General features: G+C 61.1%; 18 protein-coding genes. 14 read left to right on the top strand and 4 right to left on the bottom strand.

Going from position 1 to position 21,536, the window contains the following annotated elements:
• Positions 1-345: 345 nt before the first annotated feature.
• Positions 346-1,740, bottom strand: coding sequence for a M20/M25/M40 family metallo-hydrolase (locus tag P9M14_05435; protein MDP8255171.1), 1,395 nt, complete (start codon positions 1,738-1,740; stop codon positions 346-348).
• A 14-nt stretch (positions 1,741-1,754) separates the two neighbouring features.
• Positions 1,755-2,609 carry a hypothetical protein gene (locus P9M14_05430; protein ID MDP8255170.1) on the bottom strand — a complete coding sequence of 285 codons (855 nt, stop codon included), beginning with the start codon at positions 2,607-2,609 and terminating at the stop codon, positions 1,755-1,757.
• Positions 2,610-2,978: 369 nt separating this feature from the next.
• Here P9M14_05430 and P9M14_05425 point away from each other — a divergent pair, with 369 nt between their 5' ends.
• The 3 genes from P9M14_05425 to P9M14_05415 are packed head-to-tail and all read left to right on the top strand — an operon-like array spanning position 2,979 to position 6,483.
• Positions 2,979-3,521, top strand: a complete 543-nt coding sequence (locus P9M14_05425; GenBank protein MDP8255169.1) for a cob(I)yrinic acid a,c-diamide adenosyltransferase — start codon at positions 2,979-2,981, stop codon at positions 3,519-3,521.
• Entirely contained in the window at positions 3,511-5,817 is a 2,307-nt protein-coding gene (locus tag P9M14_05420; protein ID MDP8255168.1) for a heparinase II/III family protein, read from the top strand. Before P9M14_05425 ends, P9M14_05420 begins: the two co-directional genes overlap by 11 nt.
• Positions 5,818-5,820: 3 nt before the next feature.
• On the top strand, positions 5,821-6,483 hold the full coding sequence (locus P9M14_05415) for a hypothetical protein (GenBank protein MDP8255167.1): 663 nt from the start codon (positions 5,821-5,823) through the stop codon (positions 6,481-6,483).
• Here the strand turns inward: P9M14_05415 and epsC are convergent.
• Positions 6,480-7,493, bottom strand: a complete 1,014-nt coding sequence (gene epsC, locus P9M14_05410) for a serine O-acetyltransferase EpsC (GenBank protein ID MDP8255166.1) — start codon at positions 7,491-7,493, stop codon at positions 6,480-6,482. The genes P9M14_05415 and epsC overlap by 4 nt on opposite strands.
• Before the next feature lie 157 nt (positions 7,494-7,650).
• Between epsC and P9M14_05405 the strand changes: the two genes are divergently transcribed.
• From P9M14_05405 to P9M14_05390, 4 genes are read left to right on the top strand one after another with little or no spacing between them, the layout of a single operon-like run.
• Complete coding sequence (locus P9M14_05405) at positions 7,651-8,505, top strand: lysophospholipase (GenBank protein MDP8255165.1); 855 nt, start codon at positions 7,651-7,653, stop codon at positions 8,503-8,505.
• Positions 8,502-10,016: an AMP-binding protein gene (locus tag P9M14_05400; GenBank protein MDP8255164.1), complete on the top strand. Its 1,515-nt coding sequence runs from the start codon at positions 8,502-8,504 to the stop codon at positions 10,014-10,016. The genes P9M14_05405 and P9M14_05400 overlap by 4 nt, the downstream gene beginning before the upstream one ends.
• Positions 10,016-10,843: a hypothetical protein gene (locus P9M14_05395; GenBank protein ID MDP8255163.1), complete on the top strand. Its 828-nt coding sequence runs from the start codon at positions 10,016-10,018 to the stop codon at positions 10,841-10,843. Before P9M14_05400 ends, P9M14_05395 begins: the two co-directional genes overlap by 1 nt.
• A gap of 2 nt (positions 10,844-10,845) precedes the next feature.
• Positions 10,846-11,607 carry a rhomboid family intramembrane serine protease gene (locus P9M14_05390; protein ID MDP8255162.1) on the top strand — a complete coding sequence of 254 codons (762 nt, stop codon included), beginning with the start codon at positions 10,846-10,848 and terminating at the stop codon, positions 11,605-11,607.
• On the opposite strand, the gene P9M14_05385 is transcribed toward P9M14_05390, so the two are convergent.
• A complete protein-coding gene (locus P9M14_05385) occupies positions 11,601-13,619 on the bottom strand; it encodes a glycosyltransferase family 39 protein (protein ID MDP8255161.1) in 2,019 nt (672 codons plus the stop codon). The genes P9M14_05390 and P9M14_05385 overlap by 7 nt on opposite strands.
• Positions 13,620-13,869: 250 nt before the next feature.
• Between P9M14_05385 and P9M14_05380 the strand changes: the two genes are divergently transcribed.
• The 7 genes from P9M14_05380 to P9M14_05350 all read left to right on the top strand — a co-directional run bounded on the left by P9M14_05380 (position 13,870) and on the right by P9M14_05350 (position 21,514).
• A complete protein-coding gene (locus P9M14_05380) occupies positions 13,870-15,987 on the top strand; it encodes a M14 family zinc carboxypeptidase (GenBank protein MDP8255160.1) in 2,118 nt (705 codons plus the stop codon).
• Positions 15,988-16,028: 41 nt separating this feature from the next.
• Entirely contained in the window at positions 16,029-17,114 is a 1,086-nt protein-coding gene (locus P9M14_05375) for a hypothetical protein (GenBank protein ID MDP8255159.1), read from the top strand.
• Complete coding sequence (locus P9M14_05370; protein ID MDP8255158.1) at positions 17,114-17,572, top strand: PaaI family thioesterase; 459 nt, start codon at positions 17,114-17,116, stop codon at positions 17,570-17,572. The genes P9M14_05375 and P9M14_05370 overlap by 1 nt, the downstream gene beginning before the upstream one ends.
• Positions 17,569-18,342 carry a hypothetical protein gene (locus P9M14_05365; protein MDP8255157.1) on the top strand — a complete coding sequence of 258 codons (774 nt, stop codon included), beginning with the start codon at positions 17,569-17,571 and terminating at the stop codon, positions 18,340-18,342. Before P9M14_05370 ends, P9M14_05365 begins: the two co-directional genes overlap by 4 nt.
• Positions 18,339-19,511: a DUF1343 domain-containing protein gene (locus tag P9M14_05360; protein ID MDP8255156.1), complete on the top strand. Its 1,173-nt coding sequence runs from the start codon at positions 18,339-18,341 to the stop codon at positions 19,509-19,511. Before P9M14_05365 ends, P9M14_05360 begins: the two co-directional genes overlap by 4 nt.
• A 9-nt stretch (positions 19,512-19,520) precedes the next feature.
• Positions 19,521-20,342 carry a CPBP family intramembrane metalloprotease gene (locus P9M14_05355; protein ID MDP8255155.1) on the top strand — a complete coding sequence of 274 codons (822 nt, stop codon included), beginning with the start codon at positions 19,521-19,523 and terminating at the stop codon, positions 20,340-20,342.
• 80 nt (positions 20,343-20,422) lie between these two features.
• Positions 20,423-21,514: a hypothetical protein gene (locus tag P9M14_05350; protein ID MDP8255154.1), complete on the top strand. Its 1,092-nt coding sequence runs from the start codon at positions 20,423-20,425 to the stop codon at positions 21,512-21,514.
• Positions 21,515-21,536 lie beyond the last annotated feature (22 nt).

The following is a 21,536-nucleotide window of genomic DNA, read 5'->3' as shown; positions in this document are numbered from 1 at the left end:
AGACTGGCCAGTAGGAACTGTGGTTTCGCGATTATTAATTTGACCAGTCGGGTCGAGTGCAGACGCCTTAACAGGCTGACGGTCTGCGATAAATACACCTTTCTCAAGAGAAATATTAAGAGGGATGTAGTTATAAGTAACAGGAGTCTTAATGTATGGTAGATGACGATAAATGAGTACAGGTCCGTCTGATCACCGGGAATTATCCAGGCGGGAGGAGAATTGACCGCTAATATACATAGAAATATATATGGTAAGGATAATAGACCGAGTGCCTTTAGTACGTTAATAAATTTAATATGAAAAACCATATATATCCTTATGGCACATAATCCCTAGCTAGCATCAACAGAGACAAATCTTTGCGACGATCCGGCGCGCGAAATTCGCCGCCAGTTCAATGTCGTCCAGGCTGATCCGTTCGTCGATTCCGTGGGCGCGCGAGGTCAGGTCGGTGACCTGCTTGCGCGGCATGACCGGTGCGAAGCCGTAGATCGGAATCCCGCGCTCGATCAGGAAACGCGCGTCAGTGCTTGCCGGCAGCATGTACGGCACGACCTGGGACAGCGGGTCGAGCTCGCGCATGGTCTGGCTGATCGCGGGCAGCAGCGTGTGCTCCAACTCGGCCTGCACGCCGGGGACCGAGCGGATCGTACCCACCTCGACGTTGTGCTTGCGGCAGATGCGTTGCACGCGTTTGACCACCTGTTCGGGGTCGATGCCGGGAAGCACGCGGATGTCCAGGGTCGCACGCGCCCGCGACGGAACCACGTTGATCTTGTCGCCCGCCTCCAGGCCGGTGATCGCCATGCTGTTGAAAAACATCCGCTTAACGATCTCAATATTCGACTGCCCAGGGGCGGGTTGATCTTTATCCGTTGGGAACAACCGCGCCAGCGACGAGCCCGAGGCGGCCGAGGAGACGAGCTGCGCCGCGAGCCTCGGGTAGTTAAGCCCGGGAAGCATTCCGGCCAGGAACTGGCCGCCGGTGCGGGTCAAGTGCGGAAGCGCGGGCGTGAATTGCAGCTCGCCCAGTGCGGCCAGCAGCCGATCCACAGCCGCATCCTTGCGCGGCATTGAGGCGTGTCCCGGTTCGCCGCGTGCGATCAGCTCGAGCCAGATCGAGCCGCGTTCAGCGGCCTGCAGCAGGTAGACGTTGCGCTTATCCAGCTCCAGGCTGAAGCCGCCGCCCTCGTTCAGGCCCGCGTCGCAGTCGATTAACGGGAAGTGGTTGCGGGCGATCCAGTCCATGCCTAATCCGCCGCCGGCCTCCTCATCCGCAGTGGCGGCGAAGATCAAGTCGCGCCTCAGCGGGCGCGAGCTGCGCAGCGTCTGGATCACAGCCGTCAAGTGGGTGGCGGTGAGGTATTTATCGTCGAACGTGCCGCGGCCATATAGGAACCCGTCGCGCGCAACTCCGGAGAACGGCGGCACGCTCCACTCCTCGGCCTTGGCCGGGACCACGTCGATGTGGCTCATCAACAGCAGCCCCTTGGAAGCGGATGTTCCCGTGGCCTTGATGCGGCAGACCACTGAGCCGCGTCCGGGCTGCGGCTCAAGCAGCACAGGCTGCGCGCCGTAGGATTGGAGCAGCTTTGCAATGGCCGCTGCCAGCGGCGTCTCGTTGCCCGGCGGGTTAGTAGTGTCGAACGCCACCAGCGCGGCAAGCAGCGCGGCGGGCCCGTTCTGCGCGGCCCGCTGCAGTCCGCCGCCGCGGTGCCGCTTACCCTTGGTCGCCAAGTTCGTTCTCTGGTTCAGGGGCTACAATTTTGAGTGATTGACGATACGGGCTCCTCAGGCTTTCCCAAAGCCAGCAGCAGGGTGCCGATCACGATAATCACGATGCCGACGATCTTGCCCGGGTTCATCAGCTCGCCGAAAACCAGCCAGCCTCCGGCCACGGGCATGATGTTGCTGAAGACCGTGGTCGTGGGTTGAATCACCGCGATCCGACCGTGGGAGCAGCCGAGCTGGAAAGCCACCGAGCCGATTATCACCACCACCAGCAGGGCATAGATATGATAGGAGGTCAGCAGATCTACGAGCACTGCGCCGTTGAGCTGCATCGCCTCGCCGCCTTCTTTAGTACTCTCGGTGAGCACTTTGACGAACAGGTTGGCGCAGCCAAAGCCGACACCGGCGATGAACGCCATGATCAAGGCGGACCAGCTTCCGCCCCCCAGGCGCGATCCCAGGCCGAAGACCACGAATCCCAGCACCAGCAGCACCACGGTGACCGCCGTGAGCATCAGCAGCATCGACTCGTTAGCCTGACCGGCGGTGGAGGCCTCTGAGGAGAAACCGACCACCAGCGCTCCGCCGACCAGCAGCATCACTCCCACCAGCTCGATGGATTGCACGCGCTCCTTGAGCAGAAACACGCCGATCAGCACCGCGACAATGCCGTTGATGTTGGTCAGCGGCTGGATCACGCTGATGTCGCCGATGCTCGTGGTGTAGACGAATACGATGCTGCCCAACGCCATCGCGCCCAGGCCGCTGATCCAGACCTTGTTCATCAGCAGTGCGGCGATGATCTTGTGCCAGTCTTTGGCCAGGGTCCGTAGGCTGAGCTTGGGAAAAGCGGTCGCCATGCCGTGCTTCTGCATCGATCCCCCGGAGCCCCAGAGGATGGCTATAACGATGATAAGCAGGTAAACGATCATGTGACCTCCAAGCCCGTATTTTTCATGAGGCTTCTACTACGGCGTACAATCTGCTCGCAATAACCGTGTCATCCTCGCTGATCCGTCCTCGACGTACTGCGGGGAGTAAGCCTGCGGAGTACCAGCTCGGCTTCCTTGTTCTTGCGGCATCTTGCACGCCTCGCTACGAACCCTCAAGAAGAATGCGGGCAAATTAATCTTTGCAGCCTATGTTCTAGTTGCGCGAACTGTCAATTGAATCTGTTTTCAAGGGCCGGCCGATCATGGTACCTTGCACTGCGCCCCGCTTTAGCGAACGAGGATACACAATCAGTGACCAGCAACGCCCCGATCGGTAGAGGCTACGTCCAGGTCTACACCGGCAACGGCAAGGGTAAAACCACCGCCGCCCTGGGCCTGGCCCTGCGCGCTGCGGGCAGAGGGATTAAAACCTACATCGGCCAATTCATGAAGGGCCAGCTCTACGGCGAGCTCAAAGGAGCTCAAATGCTCGGCGGTTTAGTGACCATTGAGCAGTTCGGCCGCGACGAGTTTGTGCACGTGACCAAGCCGCCTGATCCGCGCGACGTGGACAAGGCCCAACAGTGCCTCGCGGCCCTGCGCAAGGCGCTGATCTCCGGCGAATATAGCATCGTGGTCGCCGACGAAATCAACACCGCGTTGTGGTTTGGGCTGCTGAGCATTGAGCAGGCCCTTGAGCTGATCAAGCTGCGGCCCGAGGGGATCGAGCTGGTGCTCACCGGGCGCTACGCCCCGGAGAGTTTAATCGAGGCGGCCGACCTGGTGACGGAAATGCGCGAGGTCAAGCACTACTATACCAACCATGTACCTGCCAGGGATGGGATTGAACGCTGAACGTTGGTTGCCGCGCCTGGTGATGTCGATCGCCGCGCTGGGGATGTGCCTTTGCGGTGCTGCCTGCGTGCAATCCGACTTCGACGACTCCCCGTCGCAGGACGCTGATCAGCCGGCCGACAACGACGACGATCCGGCGGACGACGATTCAACCGCAGGGGCCTTGCAGGAACTGATCGGCGACCCGGACCGCGACGGCATCGACAGCCGGGTCGAGCTCGAGATGGGATTCGATCCGTTCGATCCTGCCAGCGCTCCGGCCTGGCACCCGGAATATGACCAGCGTCCGCGCCTGCTGTTCGATTCGGGCGGGCTCGAGCAGATGTTGATTCGCGCTCAGAGCGACCAATGGCCCTACAACAAGATCGTCCGCGGATTGCGCTCCCGCTCCCAGCGGACGATTCCGCAAATGCCTACCGCTTACTACGATCCCACGGTGACCCTGCAACAATCCGACATCGCCCAGGCCGCGGCGTTCGTCTCGATCCTCGACAATGATCGGTCGCTGTGCAGCAAGGCGTTGCAGATTTTGGCATCGATCGAGCATCGGGTGCACGAACTTCCGCTGAACAAGCTGGACGAGAACACGATTCTCGGCGGAACAGCCCTGGGGCAGTTCAGCGTGGCCTACGATCTACTAGCCTCGATTCGCGGCTTGGACCCGGTGGCGCTCGAGAATGCGCGGCTGGGAGTGGTCGCGCTGGCCGACGCACTGTATCACTTCCAGGTCGAGTTTCTGCCCATCGAGCTGATGCTGACCCAGAACAACCACAACATTAAATTCGCCGCAGGACTGGGGATGGCCGGCCTGTGCTTTAACATGCGGCCCGAGGCCGCGGTCTACGTCAGCTTTGCCCAAACCGAGATCTACCATTACATGCTCGATTGGCAGTACGTGGAGGGCGGTGGCTGGGCCGAGGGCCCCAATTACCTGAGCTACACCGAGGAGTCCTCCCTGCCCTATTTGGCTGCCTACAACCGATTTGCACAGGGTGAGAACTACCCCTATACGGTCGATTGCCGAGTGCGCTTCGGTGGCTGCGAGGGCGGCGTGCTGCAGATCAACGACATGCTGCTCGATCCGCGGCTGGAACAGATCCACCGCTGGTGGCTCGATATCGCGCTGCCCTGGGGCCAGGGCCCGATGATCGACGATTCGAACCTGCACGACGCCTACAGCGGGATCTGGGCCGCGTTGACCCACGATCCGGAGTATTACTGGAATTTCCAACAGCGCGGGATGACCGGCAGGCTCGATTTGATGCACCTGGCCTTTTATCAGGAGAACCCGTCGATCGGCGTGCCCTCCCGACCGCGGCTGAAGTTGCTCGAACCGGCGGGACAGGGAGTGCTGCGCAGCTCGGCATCGCCCGACGCGCTGTACGCGCTGCTGCTGGGCGAGCACGGCGTGGCGCGCGAGCACGGCATCGGCCACGAACATCCCGACGCAACCAGCTTCAGCGTCGCAGCCTTCGGCCGGATGCTGCTGATCGACTCGGGCTACATCAACTTCGAGAAGCGCGGTCTGGTCGCCGACGCCGAGAACCACAACCTGATCCTGGTCGACGGCAAGGGCCCGCCCAGCGGATTACGTGGACTGGGTTGCGGCGTGGACGCCTACCTCTCGACCGATGTCGACCTGGACAACCTGTCCGGACTCAAGGTTGAGGCGCGCTACGCGGGAGTCGATTTCGAGCGCCGACTGTTGCTGGTGCGGGATAACTACCTGGTGGTGATCGATCGCACCGCCGATGACGCAGATCACGAATACAGCTCGCTGTGGCACACCCTGTCGAGCGGAACCATCGGCGGCAATCTACAGATTGAGGGGTCGGGCTTCAGGTTCGAGGCCGACGATGTGGGGCTCGAGGCCTGGATCAGCAGCACCGACAGACAGTCGTTGGACTCCCTGTGGGATTATCACGGTCAGTACCACTCGATCGTGGACAGCCACCAGGTGGTCAGCTCCACAGTATCAGCGCTCAACCCGGCCTGGGCGACCGTGCTGATCCCCTATCGCCTCGGGGACGTGCTGCCGCAACTAGCTGAGCTTGAGGCCGAAGGCCTGGCCGGTTGGATCGTGGAAGACGATCAACATTTGGACGTCTTTGCGGTCTCGCAGGCCGGAGACGACAGCTTCTGTATCACGCTGCCGCTGCAAAGCGCTTCCCAAGAGATTTGCACTGACAGCGGGATAGTGATCTACGGTTTGGACAAGCCCGCTCTATCGGCCGCCTGGGATCTGCCGCAGTTCGGCATCTCGAGCCGCACTGTTCCCGCTATCCTGAAAGATTAATTAATGCAGCAGCGATCGCTTAAGGTGCGGATCACCCATGGCGATTGGGTCTACGGGGTTCACCTGACGCCGGACGCCCCGACCGATAACTTCACGCTGTTCGTGTTGGCCCACGGGGTCTCCAACAACATGGACCACCCGATAATGCGCACCGTGGCCCACGGTCTGGTGGACCTGGGACACGAGGTGGCGCTGTTCAATTTTCCGTTCACCCATGCCGGCAATCAGACGCCGGATCCCGAACCGGTGCTGGTCGGCTCGTTGGAGTTCGTCGCCCGGGCTGCGGTGAACGGCCGGGACGTGCGGCTGATCCTCGGCGGCAAGAGCCTGGGCGCGCGCATCGCCGCGCTGACAGTATCCATGGGATTCCAGTGCGACGGCCTGATATTTCTCGGGTTCCCACTGCATACGCCCGATTTCCACAGCGAGACGCGCGACGAGCTGATCAAGTCGGTAACGCGGCCGATGCTCTTTGTCCAGGGAACCCGCGATCCGTTTTGCCACCTGGACCTACTGACCACCACCCTGCGGCAGGTCCAGGTACCGCATCAAGTCCACCTGGTTCAGGGCGGAGAACATTCCTACGTGGTCAAGGGGCGCTCGATGCGCGAGATCTACGAGGAGATCGTGGTGCAGATCAACGGCTGGCAGGCGGAGCTGGCTTAGATCGAATAGTCCATGGTCGATTCCTCGACGTCGCGTCCCATCCCATCGACTTTGCGCTTGCGAAGGCTGATCCGGTTTTGCTCCATCACGGCGATCGTTCCATCGGGCACCGAATGGGTCAGCCACAGGTTGCCGCCGACCGTACTGTTGCTACCGATCGAGGTCTCGCCGCCGAGGATCGTGGCCCCGGCGTAGAGCGTCACTCCCTCGCCGATGTCCGGGTGGCGCTTGTGGCCGCGCATCACGCGACCATCCTCGTCCTTATGCACGCGCAGTGCACCGAGAGTTACGCCCTGGTAGATCTGGACGTTACGACCGATCACCGTGGTTTCGCCGATTACCACGCCGGTGCCGTGGTCGATGAACAGGCCCGGACCGATGGTCGCGCCGGGATGGATGTCGATCCCGGTGATCTGGTGCGCGTGTTCGGTCATGATCCGCGGGATGATTGGCACCTTCAGCAGATAGAGCTCATGGGCCATGCGGTAGATCGAGACCGCGCGCACTCCGGGGTAGCTGAAGATGATCTCGTCGTGAGAGCGGGCGGCAGGGTCTCCCTCGTAGGCGGCGCGCACATCGTCGGCCAAGATTGCTCTGAGCTGCGGAATCCGGCTGAGAAATTCGACTGTCTTATCGCGGGAAGCTTCGAAGCATTTTAGGCAGACTTCTGATTCGCGCCGCAGGCACTCGTGTCGAATGGCGCGCTCGATCTGGCCCGCCAGCCCTTCGAAGACCGTGTTGATCATCTCGCCGATGTAGAAAACTAGATTATTGCTCTCCAACGAACTGCGGCCGACGTAACCGGGAAAGAGGACCGCGCTGAGCTGCTCGACGATCTTGGCCACCTCGTCGCGGCTGGGCATCAGCGTCGCGTTGATGTGCTGAATAGCCTTTAGTTCGTGGCACGAGGCCACGATTCCGTCGATGATCTGCGGCAGCTTTTCACGATGGAGAAGTTCGTCGCGCAGCGGTTGACGGCAATCTTCCGTTTTCATTTTTCTCTTGTCCATTCAAAGCTCCTTAAGAATGTCTCAATCATAGATGATAATCCTTGGCGCTCCCACGAATATGATCGGTGTCAGATCGGCCTGCGATCCTTGACTGAATATCTTGCGAACGATAGATTTTGATTCTCCTATCAAGTGTTCTAACACTAGGGAAATCGCCATGACACAAATTACGAATACCACGCGTACGATCTTCTCGGCGGACGGCCTGTCGCTGTTCGTCCAACAGTGGGTGCCGCAGTCGCCCCGCGCCTGGGTGGTGCTGGCCCACGGACTGGGCGAGCACTCCGGGCGTTACAACAACGTGGTCGATGTGCTGCTGCCCGCCGGCATTGCAGTCGCCGCCCTGGATCATCGCGGACACGGTCGGTCCGAGGGGCAGCGCGCGTTCGTGAAACGCTTTGACCAATTTCACGACGACCTGGGTCAGCTGATCTCCGAGGTGTCGATTGAGGCCAAGGGCCTGCCGGTTTTTCTGGCGGGGCATTCTCTGGGCGGCCTGATTGTACTGTCATACGCACTGGCCCGGCCCGAGGGGCTCAGCGGCGTGGTGAGCTCAGGCGCTGCGTTGAAGCTGGCAGTGGAGGTTCCCGCGGTTAAGAGGCTGCTGGGCAACGTCACCAGCAAGTTCATCCCCAAATTAAGCCTCAACAACGAGCTCGATCCGCAGTCTCTGAGCCACGATCCGGCGGTGGTCGAGGCCTACATCGCCGACCCGTTGGTCCATCCGAAGATAACGACCCGGCTGTTTACCGAGATGGTCGCGACGATGGCGTCGACCGTCGAACGCGCCGGCGAACTGACCCTGCCGTGCCTGCTGATGCACGGCGACGCCGACCCGATCTGCAACCCTGAGGGGAGCCGCGCGTTTTACGACGGGCTCACGGTTGAAGACCGCACCCTGCTGCGCTACGAGGGCTTTTACCACGAGATTTTCAACGAGATCGGCAAGGAGAAGCCGCTTAACGACATGCGCGAGTGGTTGCTCAAACGTGTGGGCGAGTCCGACGGGTGAACCTTGTTGATTTGCTGAACGAGCGCGCCCGCAAATACGCCGATAAGACTTTTCTGTTTTTCGAGGAATCGACGACATCCTACGGGCAGTTAAACCGCTCGACATCATCAGTGGCCGCGGGCCTGGGCAACATGGGAGTTGCCCACGGCGATCGCGTGGCGCTGCTGCTTCCCAACTGTCCGCAGTTCGTGCAGAGCTTCCTCGGGATTATGCGCCTCGGTGCGGTGGCCGTACCGCTGAACACGCACCTCAAACACGACGAGATTCGAAATATCGTCCAGCATTGCGGCGCCCGCACCTTGATCGTGCACCACACCCGAGTCGAGCGGGTGCGCTCGCTGCTTGAGCGGGAACTTATCGATAATCTGGTCGTTGTCGGCTCGCTGGACGTTGCAGGCGGCCGCGCGTTTTCCGAGCTGACCTCATGTACGCCGTGCAAAGACTCCACGGATGTGGGGGACGACGATCTTGCGGCGATACTCTATGCAACGGCCTCTTCCCGGCATCAGCGAGGCGTGATGCTCAGCCACGCCAACTATACGGTCAACGCCGCACAGACCGCAGTCGGCGTTCAGATGCGCGAGCAGGATCGGCTGCTGTGCATGCTGCCGCTGTACAACGTCAACGCCCAGGTGGTGACCCTGCTCGCTCCGTTGTACGCCGGGGCATCGGTGTTGCTGGTGCCCAAGTTCAGGGCCCACGACTTCCTCCCGGCGCTGAGCAAGCACAAGGTTACGGCCTTCAGCGCCGTGCCTACGGTTTACGCGATTCTCAATAAGCTTCGGGACACCCGGCGCTACGACCTGCGTTCGCTACGTTACTGTATCAGCGGCGCGGCGCCGCTGCCCGTGGATGTGCTCCACGGTTTCGAAAGTCGCTTCGGCGCAACCATCATCGAGGGCTACGGGCTGAGCGAGGCCACCTGTACCGCATCGGTCAACCCGCTGGATTCGACGCGCAAGATCGGCTCGGTCGGATTGCCGGTCCCCGACCAGCAGATGCGGATTGTCGACCGGCAAGGCGATCCGATTCCGCCGGGACGCATCGGCGAGATCCAGATCAAGGGGCCCAACGTGATGCTCGGCTACTACAACGACCCCCAGGCCACGGCCGAGACGATCGTCGAGGGCTGGATGCACACCGGCGACGTTGGATACTGCGACCGCGACGGATTCTTCTTCATCGTCGGCCGCGCGCGCGAGCTGATCATCCGCGGCGGCCAAAACATCTTTCCACGCGAGGTGGTCGAGGCGCTGGAGAACGACGAACGAGTGATAGAGACCGCGGTGATCGGCGCGCCGGACGAGATCTACGGCGAGCAGGTAGTGGCCTTCGTGGTGCTTAAACCCGATTGCCGTGCGGACGAGCAGTCGATTATCGAGCGCTGCCTGGGACCCCTCGCCGGATACAAATGCCCTACCCGCGTGCTGTTCGTGGAAAAACTGCCGCGCGATTCCCATGGCAAGCTCAACAAGCAAAGCTTGATGGAACGCTTCCTAAACAGCATCTGATGAGCAGCAAGGATCCCAAAATGGTCAACACGCTGGTCGATTTCGCAATCAAGACCAAACGCCTGCTGTTGCGGCTTTCGCAGACCATAGCCCGCGCGGATATGCGTTTTGTATTTCAACACAACGAGCGCTGCACCCAGATCGAGCCGCTGATCGCAGCGCTCCCGGATTCGCGGACCGAGTTGCGTCGTCAGGGCAAGCCGCTGCTTGGCAGCTCGACGGATCGGATCGTGATTGAAATGGACCGCAGCGCACTGTTCGAGCTGTGGGTGGTCGAGCCCTGGAATTTCGAGCTGCGCACTCCGCAGGGCTGGTCGGGCCCGCAAGAGTTCATCGAGGATCGGCTCGAGTCGCTACGCGAGCTCAAGGTCCTGCTCGAGCTGTTGCTGGACGATCGGCCGTTTGCCGACCTGTTGACCTTGGCCACGCGCTACTTCGAGCTGACCGCCGATCGGGGTTTGCGTTTCAGCGCGTTGTTCGGCGACCAAAAGCTGTACGACGTGCGTTGGGACGGCGCGATATTAGCGGTTGAGCTGTGCGATCCGCGGACCTACCTCGACCTGGCGACCCTGGTGCTCAAGGGACGACGTGCGACCAGCCTGCGCAAATTCTCGGTGGCAGACCTCTACGAAATGATCGGATCGGTTTCCGAACGGATCCAGGAGGCTGCGGAACACATTGAGCAGCTGGGTTGGACCTTCCAGGTCGTGTGCCGCGAACGGATGATCCTCAGGGCCGGAGCCGGCGTTAGCAGCAACCTGGCCCAGATGTTCGGGCCTTTGGAACTGCACCTGGACGCACTGTTCGAGCTGGTGAACGCACCGTGAGAATGGATTCGCGACAAGGCCCGGCCACGGTGCGCTTTGGCCCGCCGTTGACGCCCGTGGTCAAGGTATTTTTGATCATCTGCGCCGCGGTGTTCGGCGTGGAATTCCTGGTCCGGGAGTTCCTCGGCGATCAGGCGTTATACGGCCTAATTATGTTTTTCGGGCTGGTGCCCGAACGGGTGATCCACGGCTTTATCTGGCAGCCGTTGAGCTTCAACTTCTTTCACGCCAACTTCCTGCACCTGTTCTTCAACCTGTTCGCGATCTGGATGTTCGGCGCGGACCTCGAGCGCACATTGGGGCCGCGGCGGACCATCGTCTATTTCGCGATCACGGGAGTTGGCGCGGGCCTGCTTAACCTGGCGGCAATGCCGCTGATGCAGCGCGAAGAGTGGATGATTCCCGCCATCGGCGCCTCGGGCATCGCCTACGGCGTGCTGTTCGCCTTCGCCTATCTATGGCCGCGGCGGCAGATCCTGTTGTTTTTCGTGATTCCGATTCAGGCGCGTTGGATGGTGATCATCTTCGGCGCGATTGAGCTGGTGTTCTCGCTACGGATGATCCGCGACCAGGGCGGCTCGGGCATTGGCCACATCGCCCACCTGGGAGGGATGCTTTTCGGATTCCTCTACTTACGCTACAGCGTGCTCTACCATCGCCTGCGCGAGGTCTACTACCGCCGCAAGCTCAAGCGGATCAAGGACAGCTTCAAGGTGATCGACGGCGGACGGGACGACCGCGACGACGGTCCGACGATTCACTGACTTTCGATTCCAACTCCATAGACGAAAATCGATTTGCTGCTCGTGTCGGCCTTTAGTCGCGGATCGACCTGGCCGGGAATAAAAGTCCGGTCGGCGATCAGCTCGAGGTAAAGCAGCGGGCGGCTTGAGGGCTGGAACGGTCCGCAGAGATCGAAGTCGCCTGGAGCCCGGTCGCTGCGCGCGGCCAGGGTTGCGCCGTCAATAACCAGGCTTACTTCCAGCGGCTCTTCGCCCAGGTACGCGGCCAGGTGGTAATCGGCGCAGGCCTTGCCCGCGGTCTGGGGGTTGGGCAGCACGAACAGCGCACGTTGAGCCATCCAACGGCCTTCCGGGCTTTGGGGATAGAGGCCCGAGAGGATCTGCCCTTCGCCTCGCCCGCCGGGCCGAAGGTCGATCTGCTCCACGTAGGAGCTTGCGGCCTGGTACACGTCGGAACTGTAGAGTTCGAGGCTGAAGCCCTTGGGCTCGCGCCCCCAACTCCAGCGACCGACCTGATACATCCGCTGCCGGAGTTGCTCGTTGGTGTAGCCCAGGAAGTCGTAGACCTTGCCATGATAATCGAACAGCCAGATCCGATTGTGATCGGCCACTAGCTGGTCGAGCTTCTCGGAGATCCGCGACTGCATCTCCTCGGGAGGCTGATTGATCATTGCGTCGTCGAACAGGTAGATCAGCGGTTGGTTGATCTGGAGGTAGTATTCAAGTCCGAATGTCTTTTGCGGATGAAAGCTGACCACTGCGTCGCCGGGCCGCAACCCGTCCTCAATCTGTCGGGCGGCAAGGCGGAAGTCCTGTCCGACGAAGTCCGGGTTGTAGTAATAGTCGCGCAGGCTCAGGCCGCTGGTGAGCAACAGCCAGCTGGCCGCAATGACCGCCAATGTGGGGCGCGAGTTCCAGGTCCGCTCCAAACCGATGGCGAGCAGGATCAGCAACGCGGGTAGCATGTACAACGTGGGGCGCACGTCGAACAGGTTGACCGCGCGCGTGATCACGATCAGCATCAACGGCGGCAGCGCAGCCAAAATTAGCAGCATCCAGCGATCTTGAAATTTGCCGCGGGCGCCGCGCAGGCACAGCGCTGCAAACGGTATGGACATCGCCGCCATCAAGATAATCCCGGCCAACATCTGCTGATTAGTAAAACGATCCAGCGGACCGATCAGTGTTGGAAAATGATCGTCCACAGCTCCGTAGGAAAAGTAAATCGCCAGTTTAATCAGCAGCTCGAACAAGCCGATCGGCGGACGCCAAGTCTGTCCGCGCATCGCCTGAACGAAAAAGATTTTCAACGTGGGTACGAAGCTGGCAGCGGCAAAGCCCATGGCAAAAAGCAAGGCCAGCAGTGTCAGGTAGCGTGAGCGCAGCGACACGGCCCAGCGCTCAAGGCTCTGCGGCTGGTTGACAGCGCCCTGAGCCCGGAACAGCCGCAAGCTGAACACCACGATCATCACTACCCAGGCCGCGAACAGGAACGCGGTGGCGTAGTGCAGGTTGATCAATGCGGCCCAGCAGATTGCCAAGAGCACGGACCAGCCCAGGTTTCGTCCCTGGAGCAGCTTGACCAGGGACAACGATCCGGCGGTCGCGCACAGCAGCACCAGACTCTGCATTCGCAGATCCTGGGAGCAGGCGGTTGCCAGCGGACTGATTGTCAGGGCTGCGGCCGCGATCAGCGCCATGCGCCGCGAACCAAAGCTGCGGGCCAACAAGTAGGTAAACAGCACGGCCAGGATCGAGGAGACCAGCATCGGCAGCCGGCTGATCACGTGCCCGACTCCCAGCCGTCCGTAGTAATGGTAGAAGAAGTAGAGCCCCAGCGGGCTGGAATCGCGTCCGCCGTGGATCTGGTAGATTTGCCGCAACCCCTGCTCGCTGTAGTGCAAGGTCGAGATCTCATCGTCCCACAGCGGCCGGTCCCAGACCCCCCAGAACCGCAGCAGTCCGGCCAGCGCCAGCAACGCGATGAGTGCAAATACGACCGTGCGCAATGAAAGATCTTTGGGACTGTGCATCGCGGGGATTATAGCCCAGGTGGATAATAGGGCCGAATCGGATCTTCGTGCGTTGCCTCGGATCGCACTTTGATCGGAAGGGGCCAGAGCAGGCAATGGAGTTGACCGGCTTTGATTTTCACCTCGCTACGGGCTAATTTGTTGCCAATCCTAACCTGGATTATGCATCAAGGTTTAGCTGCGGCTCCCGGCACGTTTCGTTGACGAACCCGCATGAATAATCCAGGCTAAACTCCAAGAGGATTCGACGATGAACACATTCAAGCGTTGCCTGTTGATCGCACTGTGTCTGACGCTGATTTGCGCCCTACCCGGCCTGGCGCGCGATTACAATTTTCATCCACTCGAATCGCTGGTGCGGGTCTATTCTGCAGGGCCGCAGGACATCGCAACGGTGCAGCTTGCCGCACGGGCCTACATGGGTGCGGACGAGCTGCATCTTGATTTTCTGTTTTCGCCGCAGCAGATCGAGCAATTAATCGACAGCTCGATCGCCTTCGACGTGTTGATCGAGGATTACTGGGGCGATCGACTGGCCCGCGGATTGGACGGGCCGCCGGCCGAGTACTACGACTACTCTGAGATGGCGACGTTTTTAAGCAACGTGGCCACGAACTATCCGAGTATCGCGCAGCTGCACAACCTGGGCACCAGCTTGGGCGGGCGCACGCTGTGGGCGCTGAAGATCTCGGACAACGTTACGGTGGACGAGGCCGAGCCCGAGATCTATTGGGACTCCACGACCCACGGCGACGAACCGCCGGGCACCGAGTTGCTGCTCGACGTGATCAATCAGATGGTCACCGGCTACGGCACCGACTGGGATATGACGGCGTTGGTTGACGACCTTGAAAACTGGTTCGTGCCGATCGTCAATCCCGATGGACACGTCAATTCCAGTCGTTACAACGGCGACAGTGTGGACCTCAACCGCGACTACGGCTACATGTGGGAGTCAGAGGGCGGATCGGACTTCCCCTATGGCGAGCCCGAGAGCCAGGCGATCGCCAACCTGTGGCTGGACAACCAGTTCTCAATGGGGACCAGTTACCACACCGGGACAACAAAATTCCTCTGGGCCTGGAGCTACACCTACACCAGCCCGCCGGACGGCGCGCTGATGGATTATATGGGAGGCGTCTACTGCGGATACACCGGGTATCAGCGGTACCAGGGGGCCGGACTCTACGGCTCGCCGTACCACGGATCGAGCAAGGATACGCTCTACGGTACGTTCGGATCCCTGGGCTGGACCATCGAGATTAGCACCATCAAGACACCGCCGTACTCGCAGATTCCCGGGATAATCAACATCAACGACGACGGCGTATTCGACCTGATGACCCAGGTTGATACCGGTATCCAGGGGATGGTGACCGACGCGACCAGCGACGCGCCCGTCGGCGCCATGCTCTACGTTGATCCGGCCTGGGTGGTCTACAGCGACCCGCTGGTCGGCGACTTTTTCCGCGTGCTGCGTCCGGGCACCTACGACGTCACCGCCTGGGCCCCGGGCTACCAGGTCGCCACGCAGCAGGACGTGGTAGTCAGCACGGGTAGCCGTACCCAGGTCGACCTGGAACTGACACCGCAAGCCACGCCGATGAGCTACGGCTTTCGCTGGCTGTACTCGTTCATGACCAACAGCGAGTCCACCACCACCCTGACCATCGACGCCCTGGGCCCCACCGACGGCGGGTACGTGGCCATCGGCAACAACGGTTACGCGGTGATCGACCTCAGCCCGGAGGGGGCGATCGACGATAACGACGGCGACGACGTCCTGGTGGTGGTCTCCGACAGCGAGGGCTACGCACTCTACGGCTCGAACACGCCGTGGCATCAGCCGTCGAGCAACTGGAAGCTGCTGGGATACGGCAGCGGAACATCGAGCTTCGATTTGGACGGCAGCGGACTGTCCAGCGTGCGCTATTTACGCGTGGACAACTGCTCCAAGGGGACGCTCAACCTCGATTCCGTGGGCAGCTATATTGCGTTGGTCGTCGATTTCGTCGGCGATCCGACCCAGGGCGACGCGCCGCTTAGCGTCGATTTCACCGACATGAGCCAGTGCCTGATGGGCAATATCACGGGCTGGAGCTGGAGCTTCGGCGACACCGATACCAGCAGTGATCAGAACCCGAGCCACGTGTACCAGTATCCGGGTCGCTATACGGTTCAGCTGACGATCGACAGCAGCATCGGCAGCGGCGTGGCCACGCGCGTCGAGTATATTGTGGTCGACCAGCCCGGCGACGATGACGACGATGATGACGACGACAGCGACGATGACGACGACGATCTTGGCGACGATGACGACGATGCGTCCGGCGACGATGACGACGACGACCAGAGCTGCTGCGGGTAAGCGCTGATCAGCGCTTTGCAGGCAAGATAGTGGGCGATTCGTTGCCGCGCCTTGGGGCATACGCCGAGACCATGCCGCTGGACGAGTTGAGCCATCGGCGCACCCTGGAGATCGTCCAGCGTTATAACCTGACCGTGGCCTACGCCGTACCCCTGCCGCTGGAGCCGATCGCGGTTGACGATCGTTTTTGGAACGGCATCCGGCGCTGGATCGATACGTTCAATCAGCGCGGCGGACGCGCCCTACTCTGGCCGTTGCTTCCCAAGGATCACGGCTACTGGCTCAACGAGCGCAACGCGCGGCGTTTCGCCGAATCCATGTCGCGGCTGCTGGACTGGTTCGACAACTGCAAGGCCGATCTGCCCGGCGTGGTTTACGACGTGGAGACTCCCTGGCAGCAGATGAGCGCGATGCTCGATCCGCAGACCTGCGGGCTTTCTAAGGCCGCTGAGCTGTTGAAATTCGCATTGGAAAACCGCAATCCGCGGCGATTTGCAGGCGCATCGCAGGAGATCGAACGCATGGTTCGCGCCGTTGCCCAGAGGTGTGAAACCAATTATGTGGCGGTCTTCCCGTTGCTGCTCGCCGATCTGCTCGTCGAGGGCTACCGGTTGCAGGACTTGTTGGAGATGCCGATTTTCTCGGTGGACTATCGCAACTACAACCTGATGATGTACACCTCGTACCTCGGCGACCTGATGGGAAACCTGCTCGACCGCCGCGGCGTCACGCGCATGGTCTTTGAGCAGTCGCGGCTGCTGCGCGAACGCTTCGGCGATCACGGACAGATTACACTGGGCAGCAATTACGAGGCCGTGTTGCCCGGCAAGCCGCTGCGCACATACGGCGGTCCCGAGGATATGCGTTGCGATGTTGCCGCGGCCAAGGCCGCGGGGATCAAAGAGTTCTGGCTCTACTGCCTCGAGGGCGTGCTTTACAGCGACGGCGCAGGCACTCGCAGGCGCAGCGAGCGCGATGCGCGGGCCTGGTTCGAGATGCTGATCGAGGCTCAGCCGGCCGAGCCCGAGCCCAGCCGTCGCTATACCTGGCTGCGCAATGTTGCGAGTGTTCTCAACCGCGATCCGATCGGCAAGCGGCTGGTCGCGCGCAACTTGGAAAGCGATTAATGGACGAGCAGACTTGGCGCCGACTGGTGACCGACATTGCCCAGAGCAGTCCGTTCTGGAGCCATCTGGGCATCACCATCGAACACATCGATAATGGCTACGCCCGGCTGGTGATGGCCCAATCGGAACAGCTGTCCAATGCCGGCGGCGTAATCCACGGCGGCGCACTGTCCTCTCTGGCCGACTCGGCCACGGCGATCGCCGTGCTATCGCTGTGCGATCCGCAGGAGCGGGTGACGACCATCGAGATGAAAATTAATTTCCTTACCCCTGCCGCGCCGGGGAAATGCATCTGCGAGGCGCGCGTTGTGCGCAAGGGGACCACGACCGCGGTCTGCGACGTCGAGATCTTCGACGCTCAGGGCGCGATGGTGTGCAAGGCCCTGATCACCTACGCCGTGATCCATCCCCAGACCCGCGAGTTGATCGCCAAGGCCAGGCAGGCGCCCACCTCATGATCGTCAAGCTTGCCGCCGACATCCACGGCCGCTTCGACGAACTGGCAAGCGGACTCTCCGCGGACGACCTGTTTATCGGCCTGGGCGATTACCTGAACCTAGTGGACTACGACGACATTGAGGGGATCTTGGTCGACCTGCTGGGCCATGACGTTGTGGCGAGCGCGCTCGAGGCGCTACGCCGTGGCGACCGCGAGTCGGTAAAACGGACCATGCAGGATGTCGGCGGCGACAGGCCGCAGTTTTATGCCACAGTGATGCAGCGTGTAGCCGAGTCGTACGTCGAACTGATCAACTCCATTCCTTGCCGCGCCTACCTGCTGTGGGGCAACGTCGACGTGCCGCATCTGCTGCAAGCTGCCGCCGAGGGGAACGAGCGAATTACGGTGGTCGACAGCCTGTGCATCGAGATCGGCTCGAGCACGGTCGGCATGCTCTCGGGTATGCCGCCCGGGCCTTTCAGCTTCGGCCTGCCGGGTGAACGGCCGCCGCATGATTACGCCGAACTACTCTACGGGCTGGGCGAGGTCGACGTGCTACTGGTCCACCCACCTCCGGCCGACGCGGAGTTGACCGTCGACATTCACGCTCAACGCGATGAAGAGGGCTGTGCAGCCGTTTCGGCGTTTATCGAACGGTTCAAGCCGCGGGAATGCTACTTCGGTCACGTGCACCAGCCCCAAAGCCATGAAAAGAAAATTCACGACACCAACTGCGTCAACCTGGGCTACTTTCGTAAACATCGCACCCTGAGGCGGATCGAGCTGTGAGAGTGCTCTGCGGATTGGACCGACTGGCGGCCGGAGAATATCCCAATATTCGCGGCAAACGGATCGCCCTGTTGACTCACGCCGCAGCCCTGACCCGCGAGCTGGCGAGCGCCGCCGACGTGCTGATCGACGGCGTGGACGCCGAGCTGGTGCAGATCCACTCGCCCGAGCACGGTTTATTCGGCACGTTGCAGGACCAAGTCGCGGCTCAGGACACGATGTACCGCGGTATTGAAGTGGATAGCCTTTACGGCGGCGACGAGCAGAGCCTGCAGATCGATCCGCAGCGCCTGGCGGAGATCGACCTGCTGGTGATCGACCTGGTCGATATCGGTGCGCGCTACTACACCTACGCCGCCACCATGGCCCATGCGTTGCGCGCTGCCGGCCAGGCCGGAATTCCGGCGCTGGTGCTCGACCGACCAAATCCCCTGGGCGGCGAACAGGTCGAGGGCAACCTGCTCGAGCCGGAGTACCAGAGCTTTGTCGGGCTGTTCCCGATTCCGGTCCGGCACGGCATGACATTGGGCGAGTTGGCGATCTTCATGACGCGCCATTTGGGTTTGTACTGCGAGGTCACGGTGCTGCAATGCCAGGGCTGGAAGCGCTCGATGCTTTTTAACCAGACCGATTTGCGCTGGATCGCGCCCAGTCCGAACATGCCAAGTTTCGAGACCGCATTGGTCTACCCCGGCGCCTGTCTGGTCGAGGGCACCAACCTCTCCGAGGGGCGCGGCACGACCATGCCGTTTTTACAGATCGGTGCGCCGTTCATCAGCGCCGGCGCTTTGGCCGAACGCCTGAATCTGGTCGGACTTCCGGGAGTGCGCTTCCGTCCGATCAGCTTCAACCCTGTTTTCGGCAAACACGCGGCGAACGATTGTGACGGCGTATTCTGTCACGTAATCGAGCAGCACTCCTTCAGGCCCTATCGCACGGGATTGGCCCTGCTGTGGGCCGCCAACAAGGTCGCCGGCTCGCAGTTCAACTGGCGCACCGAGCCCTACGAATTCGTGTCCGACCGCCTGGCGATCGACATGCTGTGCGGCACAGACAGGGTACGGCGAATGATCGACGCCCACGCCGCGTTGGACGAGCTGCTGGCTGTGGCCGAAGAGGTCGACGCCGACTTCATGGCCGCGCGCGCGGAGATTTTGCTCTACCGTTGAGGCGACTGAATGTTCAAGGCGATTAAGTCTGAGCTGATTAGGGTCTTCCGCGAGCTGCGGCAGCCCGAGGCGCTGGTGCTGTTGATCTCCAGCGTGCTGATCCTGGTGCACCACAGCTTTTTCCGCCGCGGCTCTATCAGGCGCAACATCCTCCCCCAGTTCGGCATCAAGCCGATCAAGGGCGAGTTCAGCGAGCTCTACCCTTATGCGATCTGGGCTCTGTCCTCGTTTGTGATCTATTTCGTGATCCCGCTGCTTTTGATCAAACTGCTGCACCGCCGTAAGCTCTCCGATTTCGGCTTGGGGATCGGCGACAGTCGTCTGGCGCTGAAGATCGTCGGCCTGTTCGCGCTGATCATGTTGCCGCTGACCGTGCTGGTCGGACTGCTGCCCGACCTCTGCAACTTTGCGGGCTGGCAATCCGGGGCCGAGGCGCTGGACGCGTTCGTTGACTACTATCCCCAGGTCAAGTGGGTCGACCCGCTGTTGATCGGCAAGACCCCGGTCTCCGCCGGAACCATGGTCGGGCGGCTGCTGTTGGTGCACCTGTTTCTATTTCTCTACTTTATCGGCTGGGAGTTTCTCTTCCGCGGATACATGTTGTTCGGCCTCTACGACCGCCTGGGTTTCAACGCCGTGCTGATCGCCAACCTACCCTTTGTGGTGCTGCACTATTCCAAGCCGTTTCCCGAGGCCCTGGGATCGGTGATCGCCGGAATAGCCCTGTGCGTGCTGGCGCTAAAGACTCGCAGTTTCTGGCCGTGCGTAATTTTGCACTGGATGGTCGCCGCCTCGATGGAGTGGGTCGTGGTGCTGCGCTCGTTGGTTTAATCCAGATTTCGATGAAACTTGCCCATGGTCGTTTGCCCGATTTGACAACCGACCGCGTGGTTTCCTAACATCCGCGCTCCATGAGATCGCTGGGCGCACTACTGTTACTGATTACCGTGATCGCCGCGGGTCTGCCTGCGGCGGCCGAGTCGGGGCCGAGCTACAACCTGGGACCGGACGATATTACGAAGGGTCTGCCGGCCAAGGATGCGGCCTACGATCCGCAGCCGGGCAAGCAGTACGGCGAAACCTGGACGCTGATGATGCGCAGCGACAACGGCGCGATGATCTTCGCCCAGGTGATCATCAGCTCCACCGGATTCTCGAACTTTTTTCCCGGATACAGCCTGACGATCATCGGGCCCGACGGCACCTCGGTTACCGACAGCCAGGAGTACGACTCGCAACAGTTGGTCGCCTCACGCGACAAATTGGACCTGCACTTCGGCCCGGTATTGCTCAGCGGGCAACACCCGCACTATCGGCTGAAGATCAACGGCGAGCGCGTATCCTGCGATCTGGAGATCACCTCGCGCGGCCCTGGTTTTTCAGCCGGCGACGGCCGCATGTCCCTGCGAAACGGCAAGACGATGCGGATCTGCTGGCCGGCGCCGGACTCGCGGATCGAGGGGACGTTGACCATCGACGGGCGCCCGATCGACGCCTCGGGTTGGGGCTCGTTGGATCACCTGGTGCAGACGATGCTCGGACCGTCCTTTGCCGACAGCTGGGTCTCCTTCCAGGTGCATGCGGGCGATTTGGATATTATCGTGCTCGGGTTCGACGCCAACGAGGACTTCGACGATGCGGCGATCTACCTCGTCCTGATCTGCGAGGACGGCCGTTACCTGGCGGCCACCAACCGGGTGAAATTGATTCGCAGCGATTTTGCAAAGGAGCCGTACACCGGCAGACTGCTGCCCCGGCGGATCACTGTACGCGCGGTGGGCGAGGGATTGCAGATGGACTTCACGGTCAGCGGGGATTACATCGTCAACCGCATGGAGGTACTGGAAAAGCTCAACCCGGTGACCGCGGCGATCGTGCGCACCTTTGTCGCGGATCCGGCCTACATCCGCGTCTACTCCAAGGCAATGCTCAACCTCGAGCTCAACGGCTCGAGCCGCACTGTGCCCGCAGAGGTCCTGGGTCAGCTGATTTTGATTAAATGATTTACGGCGGCCGGACGGCTGC

This window comes from Candidatus Alcyoniella australis, from assembly GCA_030765605.1.
In the GTDB taxonomy this organism is placed as follows: domain Bacteria; phylum Lernaellota; class Lernaellaia; order JAVCCG01; family Alcyoniellaceae; genus Alcyoniella; species Alcyoniella australis.
This window is presented reverse-complemented; position numbering and strand designations above follow the sequence as displayed.

Excerpts from the sequence above, each read along its gene's own strand:
- P9M14_05415 (MDP8255167.1), top strand. The coding sequence starts at position 5,821 with ATGCAGCAGCGATCGCTTAAGGTGCGGATCACCCATGGCGATTGGGTC.
- P9M14_05390 (MDP8255162.1), top strand. The coding sequence starts at position 10,846 with ATGGATTCGCGACAAGGCCCGGCCACGGTGCGCTTTGGCCCGCCGTTG.
- P9M14_05355 (MDP8255155.1), top strand. The coding sequence starts at position 19,521 with ATGTTCAAGGCGATTAAGTCTGAGCTGATTAGGGTCTTCCGCGAGCTG.
- P9M14_05350 (MDP8255154.1), top strand. The coding sequence starts at position 20,423 with ATGAGATCGCTGGGCGCACTACTGTTACTGATTACCGTGATCGCCGCG.
- P9M14_05385 (MDP8255161.1), bottom strand. The coding sequence starts at position 13,619 with ATGCACAGTCCCAAAGATCTTTCATTGCGCACGGTCGTATTTGCACTC.
- P9M14_05365 (MDP8255157.1), top strand. The coding sequence starts at position 17,569 with ATGATCGTCAAGCTTGCCGCCGACATCCACGGCCGCTTCGACGAACTG.
- P9M14_05395 (MDP8255163.1), top strand. The coding sequence starts at position 10,016 with ATGAGCAGCAAGGATCCCAAAATGGTCAACACGCTGGTCGATTTCGCA.
- P9M14_05380 (MDP8255160.1), top strand. The coding sequence starts at position 13,870 with ATGAACACATTCAAGCGTTGCCTGTTGATCGCACTGTGTCTGACGCTG.
- P9M14_05430 (MDP8255170.1), bottom strand. The coding sequence starts at position 2,609 with ATGCAGAAGCACGGCATGGCGACCGCTTTTCCCAAGCTCAGCCTACGG.
- epsC (MDP8255166.1), bottom strand. The coding sequence starts at position 7,493 with ATGGACAAGAGAAAAATGAAAACGGAAGATTGCCGTCAACCGCTGCGC.
- P9M14_05405 (MDP8255165.1), top strand. The coding sequence starts at position 7,651 with ATGACACAAATTACGAATACCACGCGTACGATCTTCTCGGCGGACGGC.
- P9M14_05370 (MDP8255158.1), top strand. The coding sequence starts at position 17,114 with ATGGACGAGCAGACTTGGCGCCGACTGGTGACCGACATTGCCCAGAGC.